The sequence below is a fragment of the Microbacterium sp. 4R-513 genome, from assembly GCF_011046485.1.
Lineage (GTDB): Bacteria > Actinomycetota > Actinomycetes > Actinomycetales > Microbacteriaceae > Microbacterium.
Genome location: NZ_CP049256.1, coordinates 690998 through 708113, shown reverse-complemented (window position 1 = coordinate 708113; position 17116 = coordinate 690998). Strand labels below are relative to the sequence as shown.

Genomic DNA, 17116 nt, shown 5'->3' with positions numbered 1-17116 from the left:
TTCTCTTTGTGTCGGCTATGGGGGCTGGCTGCAGACGATGTCGTCTTCCATCGGGGTTCCTTGTTCCGTGGAACCCCCAACGGCTTCCCAGTTCCGGGGGAGCCGAGTCGATGGCGACGGGTAACTCAATATGTCTGGTGTTCTGGGCGGGCAACATTCGGGGCGCAGGGGGCTGCGCCGCAACATGCGGGAGGAGCGGGAGCGGCAGCGCAAGCTGACGTTGCGGCATCGGTGGTACGCCGGTGGCATCGCGACGCTGCTCTCCGGTGCGCTCATCTTCTCGGGCGTCGCTCCGGCGATGGCCGAGACGACGCCGCCGCCGGACGACACCGCGACCCAGAGCGCGACGCCGCCGGCTGGCGAGGCGACGCCACCGGCTGGCGAGGCGACGCCGCCCGCGGACGACCCGGCACCGCCCGCCGACCAGCAGCCGGCACCGACGCCGGAGGAGTCCGCGCCGGCGGATCCGGCTCCGACGCAGCCGGCCATCAAGACGCCGGAGCTCATCCCGAGCGACCGGTCGGTCTCCGCCGAGCAGGATGCCGCCGATGTCGGGGTCCTCCTCGTTCCCGACCCCGGTCCGACGACGGCCGTCATCACGGTCAAGGTCGGCTCCGACCGCACCGGCATCACCGGCGTCACCAATCTCGCCGGCGTCGTGCTGCTGCTGAACACGGGCACGAACTCGCCCAGCGGCACCCGGCCCGACGGCGTCGCCGGCACGGCCGACGGCTGGGCGAAGTGCACGTCGGACGCGCAGGGCGACTGCTCGTTCACGGTGCCCAACACGCAGCCGGGCGGCGCGAACCGCGACGCCCGGTATTGGGTCATCCCGTCCAGCGTGCCCGCAGGCTACTTCGCGAACCCCAGCCTTCGCACCGGCGGCTCATCGGGCGCCGGCGACTCGACGCCGTACCGCTTCCGCACAGGGACGCAGCTCCGGGCCAACACGACCTACTCCTCGCAGAACGCCAACGACTTCATGCTGTCGTCGGGCATCACCCCGACGGCGTCCGGCGGAATCTGGCAGCAGTCGCGCAACAACCCGACGCTGGCGGCATCCTGCGGTCTCGACGTCGCGCTGATCCTCGACCTGTCCGGCTCCGTCGCCCCGTCCGTGAACCAGCTGAAGGCCGCAGCGAACACCTTCGTCGACTCGCTCCAGGGCACGCCGTCGCGCATGGCGCTCTTCTCGTTCTCCTCGCAGTCGCCGGCGACCGGCGCGAACGCCAACTTCCCGGCGCTCACGTCGGTTTCCACGGCGGCACAGGGCACGGCCTTCAAGGCCCGCTACGCCGCCTGGAGCGCCGGGGACAGCACCAACTGGGACCGCGGCCTCGGCGTCGCGGCGGCGGCCAACAGCCCCGCAAACAACTTCGACGTCGCGGTGATCATCACCGACGGCAACCCCACGTCGTACAACCAGCCGGCGCAGGGCAGCGGCAGCGACAACCGGTTCCGCGAGACGGAGAACGGCATCTTCTCGGCGAACGCGCTGAAGGCCGGCCCGGCGGGCGCCGCGCCGACCCGCGTGCTGGCCTTCGGCGTCGGCGACGGGGCGACGGGTGCGAACAACGCGCTCAACCTCCGCGCCATCTCGGGACCGACGGCGTACAACGGTTCCAACGGCGCCGTCGCCGACTACTACCAGACGGCCGACTACTCGTCGGTGGGCACGGCCCTCCGCAACCTCGCGCTGGGCAACTGCGAGGGAACGCTCACGGTGACCAAGCAGATCGTGCCGAACACGACGCCCGTCGGGCAGACGACCGGCGCGGTCCCGGCCGGTGCGGGCTGGCAGTTCACCGGCACCGTCAACACGGCCGGCGTCACGACCCCCAACCAGGTCCAGACGACGACCGCCAACGGCACCGGCACCGTCAGCTACCCGCTGACCTTCCCCGGCGGCACGACGAGCGCCTCGGTCACGGTCGTCGAGACCCAGCAGCCCGGGTTCGCACTCCAGCCCGTCGGCGGCCAGAACGCCGTCTGCACGAACCTCAACACCAACACGCCCGTCGTCCCGACGGCCAATCCCGCACTCGGCTTCACCGTCTCGGTCCCGAGTACGCAGGCCGTGAACTGCGTGATCTACAACCGGGCGCCCAACCCGCCCGCCGACCTCACCGTCAGCAAGACGTGGGTCGTCAACGGCGTCACCTACGCCGACGGTGCGCAGCCCGGCGGACTGAGCTCCCAGCTGCAGATCACGGGCCCCGGTGCGGCCGGCGCGACCGACCAGGGCTGGGGGGTCACGCGGACCGGCTACACGCAGGGCGACTCCGCGACGCTGACCGAGCAGGTCTCGCTCATCGATCCCACGCTGTGCACGAACTCCGCCGCGGTGACGAGCGTCAACGGCGCTCCGACGTCGACGCCGCTCGGCGCGGGCTACAACCTCGCGCTCTCGCAGGTGCACAACACGGCGACCATCACGAACACCGTGACGTGCCGGAGCACGCTGACCCTCGTGAAGCAGGTGCAGGGCGGGAACGCCGCCCCGACCCTGTGGACGCTGAACGCGCAGAGCACGGTCACGCCCGCGCCGCTGCCCTTCGCGCCTGGGACGACCGGGGTGACGCATGACGTCACGCCCGACGCGCGCTACCAGCTGTTCGAGACGGGCGGCGACCCCGCCTACCGTCAGACCGACAACCGCACGAACCTGCAGTCCAACCCGCTGTCGACCGGATCGGCGACGTGCATCCGGGTCGAGGCGGACGGCGACCCCTGGCCCGGCAGCGGCTTCTCGGACGGCATCAACGGCGGTGTCAACGTGCCGCTCGGCTACCGCGTCGCGTGCACGTTCACCAACCAGACGGCAGCTCTGACGCTGCTCAAGAACGTCGTGAATGACAACGGCGGCTCGGCGGCGGCGCCGGAGTGGGATCTGACCGCGACTCCGGCACCCCTCGCCGGTCTTTCGGCCACCACAGTGCCCGGATCCGAGACCGAGCAGCCCAGCAGCACCTTCGGCGTGCGTCCCGTTCACGTGTACACGCTGACGGAGTCGGACGTCCCCGGGTACCAGTTCTCACGGCTGCAGCAGCGGGTGAACGGCACCTGGGTGGATGTCGTCGCGAATCCCGACCCCGCGGGCTACCCGCGGCAGAACGGCGACGGCGACTGGATGATCACGGTCGGTCCGCTCGACGATGCCGTCTACCGGTTCGTCAACGACGACATCGCGCCGCGGCTGACCCTCGTCAAGACGGTCGTCAACGACAACGGCGGCACCGCCACCTCGGACGCGTGGACGCTCACGGCCACCACTCCGGGCGGCCCGGAACTGAGCGGCAAGACGGACACCGCAGCCGTGACGGATCAGCCGGTCCGCGCGGGCGTCGTCTACACGATCGGCGAGAGCGGCGGCCCGGCGGCGTACGTGTGGAATTCGCTCGAGTGCACGGGCTTCCCGAGCGCCACGCCGGCGAATCCCACGCTGACGCTGAGCCCCGGTGATGACGTCACCTGCACGCTCAACAACGACGACATCCTCGTTCCCGTGACGGTGGACAAGGCCGACGGCACCGTCGAGCAGCTCGCCGACGGCACGTGGCGGATCACCTACGAGGTCATCGTCGCGAACGGGAGCGCCACGCTTCCCACGACGTACTCCCTCACCGACACGCCGCAGTTCGACACGAGCTTCACCGTGCTGACGCAGGGCTGGGCGAACGATCCCGACGTCACCGACGTTGCGATCGAAGCGGGCGGCACCGACACGTACACGTACGTCGTGACCGCCGAGGCCACCACGTCGCCCGTGGCGCCGACGGCTCTCGTCTGCTCGCCGACGAACGGGGGCGGCTTCTTCAACAGCGCGACCGTCACCTTCCCCGGCGGCACCGACAGCGACACGGGATGCGCCGTCCCCGGCGCCCCGACCGTGCAGAAGATCGCTCAGACGGCCGTGCAGAACGGCACCACGGGGGAGTGGACGCTCCGCTATCTCGTGACCGTGTCCAACCCGACCGAGATCCCGCTCGCGTACACGCTGAGCGACACGGCGGCGGCTCTCCCTGCCGGAGTGACGGGCGGCGCATGGGCGGCCTCCGATCCGACCCCGGTCGGCGGCGGCACCTTCGTGCGGAATGCCGGATGGGCCGGATCGGGTGAGCTCGCCACCGGCACCCTGCCACCTGGTGCTACGCACACCTACACGGTCACGCGCACGGTCTCGGTGGCGGCATCCGTCCCCGACTCGGCGCTGACGTGCGGCTCGGTCGTTGGTCAGGGAGGCGGCGTGTGGAACACGGCATCCGTCACCAACGGCATCACGGTGACGGACTCGTCCGACTGCGCCGACATCGATCGGCCCGATGTGACGATCGCCAAGACCGTGACGGGCACGAAGCAGCTCGTCGACGGGACGTGGGAGATCGTCTACGACGTCGTGGTGACGAACCCCTCTGCGGCGCTCGCGGCGGTCTACTCGCTCGCAGACACGCTCCAGTTCGGCGGCGACATCGCGGTGGTGGATGCCTCGTGGACGGGTCCGACCAGCGGCACCTTCACCGCGGGGACCGCGACGCTCGCGACCGACCGCGTCCTCGCGGCGAGCGGTGTGGAGACCTACACCGTGACGGCGCACGCGACGATCGATCAGGATGCCTGGGACGGTGACACCGTCTCGTGCACCGACCAGACGCCTCCGACGGCCGGCGGATTCCTCAATGTCGCGACGGTGACGGTGAACGGCGTCGGCATCCCCGCCGACGACTGCTCGACACCGGAACTGCCGACCGTGCAGAAGGAGGGTGTCTCGGCGACGCAGGATCCCGACGACCCGGCCATGTGGACGGTGTCGTACGACGTGACGGTGACGTCCGGCGGGTACGACACCTTCTACTCGCTCTCCGACACGCCGGCGTTCGCGGCCGGGATCACCCTCGGCACCGGGTCGGCGCAGCGCACCGACATCGCGAGCCCGCCCATCACGCCCATCACGCCTGGTACCGACTTCGTCACCGGTGTGGCGCTGCCGGCGGGTGCGACGCACGTGTACCGCGTGACGTGGACCGTCGAGGTGACGGATGCCTTCGTCCAGGACGACGGCGAGTGCACCGGCGAGCCCGGCAGCGGCTTCTTCAACACCGCCACGCTGCTCGTGGGCGACATCCCGATCGACGGGACGGACTGCATCCCCGTCGACGAGCGGGTGTACCCGACGATCACCAAGACGGTGACCGGCACCGAGCAGGACCCCGCCACGGGGAGGTGGACGGTCACATACGACATCGTCGTGAACCTCGCCCCGACCGGCCCGAGCAACCCGAAGGGACTGGCCGCCAAGTACGACCTGACCGACACGCTGGACTTCGGCGGTGACATCACCGTGAACCAGGCGACGTGGTCCGGCGAGTCGTCGGGATCGTTCGATCCGGTGACCGACCCCGCCGACCTCGCTTCGGGCAAGGCGATCGCGGCCGGGGCCACGCACACCTACACCGTGACGGCGGTCGCGACGGTGACCGCCGCAGCGATCGACGGCGGCACCACCTCGTGCGACGCCGGCGAGGGAGAGTCCGGCGGGTTCCTGAACACCGCTCTGCTCTCGTCGGGTGGAGAGGAGACACCCGTCGAGGCCTGCGCCGAGCCCGTGTTCCCGCGCATCGTGAAGTCCGCGGCGGGTCCCGCCACCCAGGATCCCGACACCGGTGACTGGACGCTCGAGTACGACATCACGGTGACGTACCCGACGACGGCTGCCGATCCCCGCCCGAGCCTGAGCTACGTGCTGACCGACGTCCCGGACCTGCCGGACAATGTCGAGCTGCAGGGAGACTGGACGGCGATCGCCGCCACGGCGGACACGCCGGATCCGGACAACGCGACGTTCGACGGCGACGGCACCTGGACGATCGTGAACGCAGGGTTCGATCCGGACGCCGACGGCATCACGACGCACGTCTTCACGATCTCCGCGGTCGTGAGCGTCACCGGACCGCCGGTCGGACCGCTCGAGGAGTGCGACGAGCTGGAGAGCGCCGGGATCGTGGTGTTCAACACGGGAACGGTCACGTCGGGCGAATACACCGCCGATGACGACGCCTGCCAGGTGGTGACCTACGACGACGTCGGGGTCGCGAAGACCTCCGAGCTTCCCGACGACCAGACGTCCGTCGAGCCGGGCGACCAGTTCGAGTACGTCATCACCGTCACCAACAACGGCACCGGGGACGCCACGAACGTCATCGTGTTCGACGACTCGCTGAGCGAGGCGCCGTACGCGGGCCGGGTGCAGCTGGTCGACGGAACGCTGTCGGTCGAGCCCGCCGGGCTCGCCTATGACGACGACTCCGACCTCCCCGGCAACGTGATCGACCTCACGATCGACCAGCTGGGCGTCGGGGAATCGGCGACGATCAGGGTGACGGCGGAGTTCCTGCCGGCGCCGCATACGACCGATCCCGAGGTGCCGCCGGGAGACGAGCCGCCGGCTCCCGTGCCGCCGCTCGACTCGATCGTGAACCTCGTCTGCGTCGCGGCCGACTTCGACGGCGATCCCGCGAACAACTGCGACGACGACGAGGTGCCGACGCGCGACCTGACGGCGACGCTGTACGCCACCTGCCAGGCCGACGCACCGCTGCTCGGCTGGGTCGTCACGAAGTCCGAGCTCCTGCGGAATGAGGACATCGACTTCACGTGGACGCCGGACGACGGGACCCCCACGACCGATCCTGCGAGCGTGACGCTCACCCACCCCGGCGGTGACCTCGTCTGGGCGAACGTCATCCCGTGGCCGGGAGCCGTGTTCACGCCGAACGGCGTCAGCATCGACTACCCGGGCTGGCGGCCCATCCGGCTCACCGACATCGTGCCGGGGTCGGATCCCATCAACTACCGGGATCCCGAGACGGGCCTGCCGATGACGCCGCAGCAGAGAGTCGACCTCATCTTCAACGGGCTGATCCTCGACAACAGCGAGCTCGACTACGCGTGGCGCGGACCGTCGACCGTCACGATCCAGGTCAACCCGACGCTGACCTTCGAGACGGGCTACCCGCCGGCGACGCCGGAGTGCTTCGTGGCCCGCCACACGGAGGTGCAGATCGAGAAGACGGCGAGCGTCGAGCGCACCGAGCCGGGCAAGTCGTTCACCTACACGATGGACGTCCGGAACGTCAGCGACGACTCCGCCGCGGAGGGCATCGTCGTCACCGACGCGATCCCGACCAGCCTCAAGGTCACGAACGTGACCTGGGCCGAGCGGGAGAACGGTCTGCTGTTCCCGACCTGGCGCGAGGACGCATGCGGCGTCACCGGGCAGAACTCGGCCGGTTACGGCGGAACTCTCACGTGCGAGCTGTTCGGACCGCTGATGCCGGCCAATTTCCCGAACGGGGGCCGGTCCGTCGCACCCCAGTTGCGGGTGACCGTGCTGGTGAACCCGGCCACGACGGCGAGTGTCATCAACAACGTCGGCGTGGTCGATTACCACACGTTCGGCGACCCGGAGGATACCGGCCGCGATGCGGACGATGCGACGGTGCTGTTGTCGGGTCTTCCCGTCACGGGCGGATCGCCGGCGGTGCCGCTGCTCGTGCTCGGCTTCCTCGCCCTCCTCGGCGGAGTCACGACCCTGGTGATCGTGCGCCGCCGCAGGGGAGAGCCGAAGGCACGCCTCTAGACCCTCGCCATAGGGCGGGCGCCTCTCCTCCGGGAGGGGCGCCCGCTCCATTTCCGAGGCGAGCCTGCTGCCGCCGATGATTTTCCGGGCCTCCCGGGCCCGAGGCATCCTCTTTTCCGACGTCTCCTCCACAGAGGCGCGCGAGGCATGTTGTCATCCCGTTACTTGCTTCTTGAGGAACTCCGGTCTACGTTCGCCTTGGGGCATTAGGCCACGCTGAGATCTGGGGAGATTTCACCGGCGTGGTCGTGATCCTTGGGGGACCCTGACTCGGGGTCGCTTGTTGTCATTGGCGACGAGGGTGAAACATGTACGGCACTTGGGGTGCGTCCGATGCTGGGCGCAAGGGGACACGTCGGAATCTGCGGAAGCAGCGTGAGCGCGATCGCAAGCTCCTGCTGAAGCACCGCTGGTACAGCGGTGTGGTCGCGGTGGTGGTCGCCGGGGCGCTCGCGTTCTCGGGCACCGCCCCGGCGTACGCCGAAGAGCCCGCGCCGCCGACCGACACCGCGACGACGGCCACGACGGATTCGACGGCGACGGATGCCTCGACCGCCGAGGCGGCTCCGCCCGCCGATCCCGCGCCCCCCGCCGACCAGGCGGCGACGGCCGATCCCGCGCCGGTCGCGCCGGTCGCGCCGGTCGCGCCGGCCGCGGCCGACCCTGCCGCCGCAGACACGGGTGCGGCGGACGCCTCGGCCGACGACCAGGCGGTCACCGACGCATCGGTCCAGCCGCAGGCCGCCCGCACTGTCGACCCCACGGTGCAGCAGCAGGCCCTCGCCGCTCCGCTGGCCGCACTCTCGGCCTGTTCGGGGTGGCCCGTCGCCGGGTCGCCGGTCGCGGGCTTCGAGATCGACGGCAACCTCTGCGACGACCCCGCCGCGGGCGTGCTCGACTGGGCGACCGTGGGCGGACAGCCGCGCGCGAACGACCTGTTCGACGATGCCACGCAGTTCACCGGCGGCTCGAAGGAGAGCAACTGGCCATGGAGCGGCGCGCAGACCTCGGGAAGCGGCACCGCGCCCGGCAAGACCGACATCGGCAACGTGTACGCCTACACGCAGACGGTCGGCGGCAGCGTTTACGCCTACCTGGGCTTCGAGCGCCAGGAGAACAACGGTTCGGTCTCGTACCACGTCGAGCTGAATCAGAAGACGAACCTGTCGGGGCCGGTGCCCAACCGGACGGCGGGAGACCTGCGGCTGACGCTCGAGCAGAACGGCAGCAACGTCATCTCGCTCGTCGGCGCGGACCGCTGGAACGGCACCGCGTGGGTCTCGCTGGGAAACCTGTCGGGCTTCGTCGGCCAGGTCAACCAGGGCGCGATCGACAACCTCTCCGGCGGCACCGTCGAGGCGGGCATCTTCTCCGAGGCGGCGATCAACCTCACGGCACTGTTCGGTGACGCCGGCTGCAGCGGAACGTACGGCGTCCTCAACGTGCGCTCGAGCTCCTCGCCGGAAGACACCTCGTCGCTCGGCGACTGGATCAACCCGATCGCGCTGAGCGTCCCCTCGACGTGCTCGACGCTGACGATCCTCAAGACGAACACGAGCGGTGCTCCTCTCGCGGGCGCCCAGTTCACCATCGCCCCGAACCCTGCGACGGGCACCGGCTCCACGACGGGGACGACCGACGCGACGGGCAAGATCGTCTTCAGCGGCAACGTCAAGCCGGGCACCTACACCGTCACCGAGACGGTGGCTCCGGCCGGTTACCTCCTCCCCACGCCCGCTCAGCAGACGGCGACCTTCGGTGCGACGGCGGAGTCCAAGACGCTGACCTTCGTCGACCCGCTGGGCACCGTCTCGTGGGTCAAGCACGACGACGGTGGAAAGCTCCTCGGCGGAGCGACGTTCGTCATCACCGCGACGAGCGGCGCGGCATCCCTCGCTCCGTGGGACCTCGACACGTCGCCGATCACCGTCGTCGACAACACCGGACAGCCGGGGTACACGGGTCGTGACACCGACACCGACGCCGGCGAGTTCCTCGTCACCGGTCTGCCCATCGGCGCCTACTCGCTCAAGGAGACGGTGGCGCCGGCGAACTACGGCCTCGACCCGAGCACCAAGACCTTCTCGATCGCCCAGGGCGCTGCCAACCCCGTCGTCTCGGCCGCCTTCGTGAACCACCTCCTCGTCGGAACGCTCGCGATCACGAAGAGCCTCACGGGCGCGGGCGTCCGGCCGGGCACGGCGTTCTCGGGTACCTACACCTGCACCGACCCCGAGGGCTCGGCCGGAACGTGGAGCGTCACGGGCGCCGGCGCCGCGACGCTGACGCCGACGACGGGCGACCTCAACATCCTCGTCGGCACCCAGTGCACCGTGACCGAGAACGCGCTCGCCCAGAGCTTGCTCGTCGACGTCTCCTACGCCTGGAACACGCCGGTCATCACGCAGGCACCCGCCATCGTCGCGGGCCAGACCGTGACTGCCACGGTGGCCAACAGCACCAAGCGGGTCTACGGTTCGCTCCAGATCGCGAAGGCGCTGCAGGGCATCACACTGGCAGGGCTCACGAACCCGTCGTTCAGCGGCAGCTGGTCCTGCACCTACGGGACCGGACAAGGCGCCGTCCAGTTCTCCGGGACGTGGTCGGTGGCCGGCACGGGTGCTGCCACCCTGACCGGCCCGTCGACCGCGCTCCCGCTCACCTCGACGTGCACGGTGTCCGAGAACGCCCCGAGCAACGCGCTCTTCTCCGACCCCTCCTACACATGGATGACGCCGGTCATCGCGCCGACTCCGGCGACCATCTCGAGCACGACGCCCGTCACGGTCACCGTGACGAACCCCGCCGAGCGGGCGACGCTGACGCTCGTCAAGGTCGTCCAGAACGACGCGGGCGGCACGAAGGCTCCCGCCGACTGGAACCAGAAGCTCACCGCGACGAGCACCGTCGCCGGATCGCCGGCGATCCGGTTCGACACGGGCACGGCGAAGGGCGTCAAGCCGGGCGAGTACGCGATCGGCGAGGACCAGCTCGCCGGCTACGACTGGACGGCACTCACCTGCACCATCGACGGCGCGCCCGTCGGCGGTGTCGGACTCGGCGACAAGACCCTCGACATCGGTCCCGGCGACGCCGGGGTCTGCACGCTGACGAACGACGACATCGCCCCGACGCTGCGCCTCCAGAAGCAGATCGTCAACGACGGCGGCGGCACGCATGTGGCCACCGAGTGGCAGCTCACGGCGTACGACCAGACCCGCAATGCGCCCGCCATCCAGGGCTTCGGCAGCATCGTCCAGCCCGACCTCGCCGAGATCAACGCGGCTGTGGAAGCGGGCCACCCCTACCAGCTGAGTGAGAACGGGCCGTCGGGCTACACGGCCGGTTCGTGGACCTGCTGGCTGACGGGCACGCAGACCCCCGCCGCCCTTGTCGCCGGATCGGTGACGCTGCAGCTCGCGCAGGACGTGACCTGCCGGATCGTCAACAACGACGAGAACGCGTCGGGCACCATCACGAAGGATGTCGTCCCGGGCTACCCGGTGCAGAACGCCGACGGCACCTGGACGATCCGCTACGACATCAAGGTCACCAACGGCTCGGCCTTCTCGACATACACCTACAACCTCGCCGACGCGTTCGACTTCGGCGGTGGCATCACGCCCTCGAACGGCGCGATCATCTCCAAGCCGGCCGGCGTCACGACGAGCGCGACGTGGAACGGGACGACCGACACGACGATCGCGACCGGTGTCGCGCTCCCGGGCGGCCAGACCCACACCTACCGCGTCGAGGTCCGTGCGACCCTCGCGGCGGGCGTCGAGGACGGCGACACGTGGCAGTGCGTGCCGGGCGACGACGGCGGATTCCTCAACACGACGGCAATCTACCGACCGGGTCAGAACTCGCCCGACGGCACCGCTCGCGCGTGCGCCGAGCCGTCGTTCCCCTCGATCGACAAGAGCAACGGCACCGCGACCCCGAACTCGAACGGCACGTGGAACGTCTCGTTCGACATCGCGGTCACCAACGACGGAGCGACGGCGATCGACGCCACAGTCACGGACACGTGGCCGACGCTCCCCGCCGGGTGGTCGCTCCAGGGTCCCTGGACGGTGACGGCCAAGGGGGGATCGCCCGCCCCGACCAACAGCACGAGCGCAGGCTCCCCGCTGTGGCACGGGACTCTTCCGGCCAACACGACCTACACCTGGACGGTCAGCGCGGTCCTCGTGCCGAGCGCCTTCGCGCAGGGCTTCGGAACCTGTGAGAACCAGAAGGGCCTCATCAACTCGGCCGTCGTCGTCTCGGGCAGCGCCGATGATCAGGACTCCGACTGCGTGAACATCGTGTCGCCTCCCGTCGACGTCGCGAAGTCCGTGGCATCCGTCCAGCAGCTCGCGGACGGCACGTGGCAGATCGACTACACCGTCACGGTGCACAACACCAGCGCCACGTACCCGACGGTCTACACGCTCTCCGACACCCCGAGCCTCGGTGACGGCTTCTCGGTGGTGACGGCGGACTGGCAGGGGACGGCTCCGGCCGCGAACACGCCGATCGCCGCTGACGCGACGCACGTCTACACGTACCGCATCGTCGCGCAGCGCACCGCTGCGCCTCAGGCGGAACTCCGGTGCGACGGACCGGGCAGCGCGTTCTTCAACGGCGCCGTGGTCACCTTCCCGGGCGGATCGGACAGCGCTTCGGCGTGCGCCGAGCCGGCATCGCCGGTCGTCTTCAAGACGGGTTCGGCAGCTGTGCAGAACCCGTCGACGGGGGAGTGGACGCTCACCTACACGGTGACGGTCTCGAATGAGAGCAGCATCCCGCTCGCGTACACCCTGGCCGACACGCCCGCTGCGCTTCCGGGCGGCACGACGCTCACGACTGCGTGGGCTGTGGGCGCACCCGCGGCGGATCCGACCGGCGCCGGCACATTTGCACTGACCCCGGGTTGGAACGGCGGCGGCCAGGCCCAGATCGCGACGGGCACGCTCCCGGCGGGCGCCTCCCACGCCTACACCGTCACGGCGGGCATCACCGTCGCCCCGACCGCCGACCCGGATGGTCTTCAGTGCGATGAGGACGGTGAGAGCGGGTTCTGGAACGCGGCATCCGTCACCAACGGCATCGTCCCCGATGACGCCGAGGCGTGCATCAGCATCCTGCCGGTGCCGGTGACGATCGAGAAGTCCGACGCGACGGTGAACCAGCTCGCCGACGGCGACTGGCAGGCCGACTACGAGGTCACCGTCTCGAACTCGAGCGCGACTCTCGCGGCCACCTACGGCCTCATCGACACCCCGCAGTTCGACCCGGCCTTCACCGTCGTCTCCGCGGCATGGATCGGCGACCCGCAGCCGCAGGTCGTCAACGTCCTCGCCCCGAACGCCTCCGTCACGTACACCTATCGCGTGGTCGCCCACTACACCGGTGAGCCCGGCGCGACCGACGGAACGTGCGACGAAGAGGGCGGTGCGTTCTTCAACACCGCGACGGTGACGTTCCCGGGCGGGACCGACACCGACAGCGGGTGCGGCGAGCCGGCATCTCCGACGATCACCAAGACGCCCAAGGCTCCGACTCAGGATGCCGTGACGGGCCAATGGACCATCGCGTACGACGTCGTCGTCGCCAACCCCAGCGCGCAGACGCTCGTCTACACGGCTGACGACACCGCAGCGGCACTGCCTGCGGGCGTCACCGGTGTCGGAGACTGGACGGCCTCGGGCCCCGTCATCATCGTTGGCGGCTCCGGCTCGCTCAACGGCGCATGGGCCGGCTCGGGTGAGCTGGCCACCGGGGTGCTCGTTCCCGGTGCGACGCACACCTACACGGTGTCGCGCGTCGTGACGGTGGCGCCGACGGCCGATCCCGACGCGCTCGACTGCAGCCAGGAGCCCGGCGGAAGCGGGTTCTGGAACGGCGCGCAGGTGACGAACGGCTACGGCGAGGACGAAGCATCGGCCTGTGTCGAGATCACGCCTCCGGGCGTGACCATCGACAAGACGGTGACGGGCGTCGAGCACCTGCTCCTCGGCAACTGGCAGATCACCTACGACGTCGTCGTGACGAACACCTCGTCCTCGCTCACGGCGGTCTACGACCTCGCTGACCAGCTGAAGTTCGGCGGGGACATCGAGGTGGTGGATGCCTCCTGGACCGGACCCGGTGGCGCCGACGGCGACTTCGACCTGGCGACGGATGCCGCGACCCTCGCAGCCGCGAGGACGCTCGGCGGCGGAGCCAGCCACACCTACACGGTGACGGTCATCGCGAAGGTCGAGCTGGCGGACTTCTCCGGCGACACCCTCGCGTGCGAGGAGGAGGGCTCGCTCGAAGCGGGCGGCTTCCTGAACACCGCGACGGTGACGGCGGCGGGCGACAGCGACACGGCGGACGCCTGCGCCGAGCCGAAGCTGCCGAAGATCGAGAAGACCGGCCTGGGTGCCATCCAGAACCCGCAGAACGCGTCTCAGTGGCTCGTCTCGTACCTCATCACGGTGACTCCGAGCGGGTTCGACGACCATTACCGGCTCGACGACATCCCGGGCTTCCCGGTCGGCGTCTCGCTCGGGGACGGGTTGGCGCAGCGCGTCGACCTCGCGAACCAGCCGCTGTCGGGCTTCCCGCTGATCCACATCCTGGCGAACAAGATCCTCGACAACGTGGAGATCGGGGCGAACGACGCTCCGCACCGCTACCTCGTCACCTGGCTCGCCGACGTGACGAACACGGTGACGGAGGAGCTGGGCACCTGCGTCTCGACGCAGTCCGGCCGGGGCTTCTACAACACCGCGACGATGACGGTGGGCGGCATCCCGCTCTCCGACGACGCGTGCATCCCGGTGCAGCAGGCCGTCTACCCGACGATCGCGAAGACCGTCACGTCGGCCGTGCAGGACCCGGACACGGGCACCTGGACGATCACGTACGACGTCGCGGTGAGCCTTTCCGACAACGACGAGAACCTCGCCTCCGAGTACACGCTGACCGATGAGCTCGGGTTCGGCGCCGGCATCGAGGTGACGGATGCCTCGTGGACCGGTCCGACCGGCGCGGGCGACTTCGACCTCGGCGACGGCACGGCGACGATGGCCACCGACCGGACGATCGCGGACGGCGTCACCGAGCACTACACGGTGACGGTCGAGGCGGACGTGACCGCTGCCGCGATCGAGGACGAGACGACGGCGTGCACCGAGACCCCCGGCAGCGGCTTCTTCAACACGGCGACCCTCACGGCCTTCGGCCAGGAGGAGGACGCCTCGGCCTGCGCCCAGCCCGCGCTCCCGTCGATCGAGAAGTCTGGCGAGTCCTCGGTGCAGAACCCCGACGGCACGTGGACGGTGAGCTACCTGCTCACGGTGCGTCACGCCGGTCCCGTCCAGGACCCGGCGGTCGGCGCGGCCTACGTGCTGAGCGACATCCCGGCGGCGCTGCCGGACGGGGTGGAGCCGACGTCGGGCGCCGACTGGCACGCAGAGCCGGCCGGTGACGCGACACCCGACACGGCTGACGACGCGACGCCTGCTCCGGCCGACGACAGCTGGAGGCACGGCGAAGGCACGTGGGTCATCGGGAGCGGCACGCTCACGCAATCGGGCGCTGGCAGCGCGGTCACGTACCGCGTCTCGGCCACCGTCGACGTCACCGCCCCGCCGGTACTCGGCGAAGACGAGGACCTCCCGACCTGCACGAACGGCGAGGCGACCGAGAGCGGCATCGTCATCGACAACTCCGCCACCGTCACTTCGGGCGCCTACGAGGACTCCGACGACGCGTGCGAGGTCGTCCAGTACGACGACGTGAGCCTCACGAAGACGGCGCACCTCGCCGAGGGCGAGACCAGCGTCGAGCCCAACGACGAATACACCTACACGCTCGAGGTGACCAACAACGGAACCCGCGATGCGACGGACGTTCGCGTGCTCGACGACTCGCTCGACGTCGAGCCGTACGCGAGCCGGGTGGACATCACTGCGGTGGAGTGGGATCCGGCGCTCAGCGTGACCGATGACTCCGACATCGTCGACCACAACATCGTCGATCTCACCATCGCGTCCCTCGCGGCCGGCCAGACGACGACCATCACGGTCACCGTGACCTTCCTGCCGGACGACACGGTGAGCACGGTGGTCGAGAACCTGGTCGGCGACGACCCGCCCGCTCCGGAGTTCGACGCACCGCTCGCTTCGATCGACAACACGGCGTGCGTCAGCGCGGCGAACGACGAGGTCGAGTCGAACAACTGCGACAGCGAGTCGGTCGAGACGCGGGACATCACCGGCGTCGTCTACACCCGGTGCGTGAGCGACGCGCCGTACCTCGGGTTCTTCGTCCGGACGACTCCGAACCTGTCCGACGACCCCATCACGGCGACGTGGACGACCTTGCAGGAGCCGCAGGTCGACGGACACTCCCTGGTCCTCGGTCCGTACTTCGCCGGTCCTGACGGCGTCGGCCGGAACGACATCGTGTGGCCCGGTGCGGAGTTCACCCCGTCGGGCGTCGCGATCGACTATCCCGGATGGCGTCAGCTCGAGGCGTCGGACTACGGTCCGAACGGCGGCTACATCAACCCGGCTGACGGCCTGGAGTACGCGCCGGAGGATGCAGGGGCCTTCGTGTTCAACGGTCTGATCCTCGACCCGAGCGAGATCGACTTCGCCTGGCGCGACGGCACGCAGATCGTGTTCTCGGTCAACCCGACGCTGACGTTCAACGTCTCCTACCCGGCAGCCACTCCGGAGTGCTTCCAGGCGCGTCACAGCAACGTCGTGATCGACAAGAACGCGAGCGTAGAGCGCACGGCGCCCGGGAACTCGTTCGACTACACCCTGGCGGTGCAGAACGTGACGGATGACTCGGCAGCCGACGGGGTGGTCGTGACCGACACGATCCCCGCCGACCTGAAGATCACCGACGTCACCTGGACCGGCAAGGGCGACGACGCGGTCTTCCCGAACTGGGAGACGTGCGCGGTCACGGGTCAGAACGGACAGGGCTACGGGGGCACGCTCACGTGCGACCTGTTCGGTCCGCTCCAGCCGGGCGAGTCGGCCCCGACCATCACCCTGAACGCGTTCGTCAACCCGGCGTCGTCGGCCACTCAGATCGCCAACACCGGCGTGGTCGACTACTACACGTTCGACAACCCCGAAGACACGGGTCGAGCCGCCGATTCGGTGACGGTGTACCTCACGCCGCTCGCCGTCACCGGCGCAACGCTCGGACTCTGGTCGCTGTGGGCGGGCCTTGCCGCCCTCTTCGGTGGAGCAGCGCTCCTGTACGTCAACCGCCGTCGCAAGAAGGTGCTGAGGAGCGACGCCGAGTAGCCCGGACTCCGCCAGGAGAGGCCCGCCGACGCTCGTCGGGGGGCCTCTCCCCATGCGCGCCTGGACTGCGTCCCCGCCGTGCAGGCACTCGATTTCGCACAGGGGCGATTCCCGGATAGTGTTCGAGAACGCGGTGTGCGCACCCCGTCCGAGAGTGGAATCTCGGCCCGCCCCTGGG

General features: G+C 69.7%; 2 protein-coding genes. Both read left to right on the top strand.

Going from position 1 to position 17116, the window contains the following annotated elements; genetic code table 11:
* Nucleotides 1-184: 184 nt before the first annotated feature.
* Nucleotides 185-7636: a VWA domain-containing protein gene (locus G5T42_RS03080; protein ID WP_165125277.1), complete on the top strand. Its 7452-nt coding sequence runs from the start codon at nucleotides 185-187 to the stop codon at nucleotides 7634-7636.
* Nucleotides 7637-7944: 308 nt separating this feature from the next.
* On the top strand, nucleotides 7945-16938 hold the full coding sequence (locus tag G5T42_RS03075; RefSeq protein ID WP_165125274.1) for a SpaA isopeptide-forming pilin-related protein: 8994 nt from the start codon (nucleotides 7945-7947) through the stop codon (nucleotides 16936-16938).
* The last annotated feature ends 178 nt before the right edge of the window (nucleotides 16939-17116 follow it).

Coding starts and splice junctions, on each gene's coding strand:
- G5T42_RS03080 (WP_165125277.1), top strand. CDS start 185: ATGCGGGAGGAGCGGGAGCGGCAGCGCAAGCTGACGTTGCGGCATCGG.
- G5T42_RS03075 (WP_165125274.1), top strand. CDS start 7,945: ATGTACGGCACTTGGGGTGCGTCCGATGCTGGGCGCAAGGGGACACGT.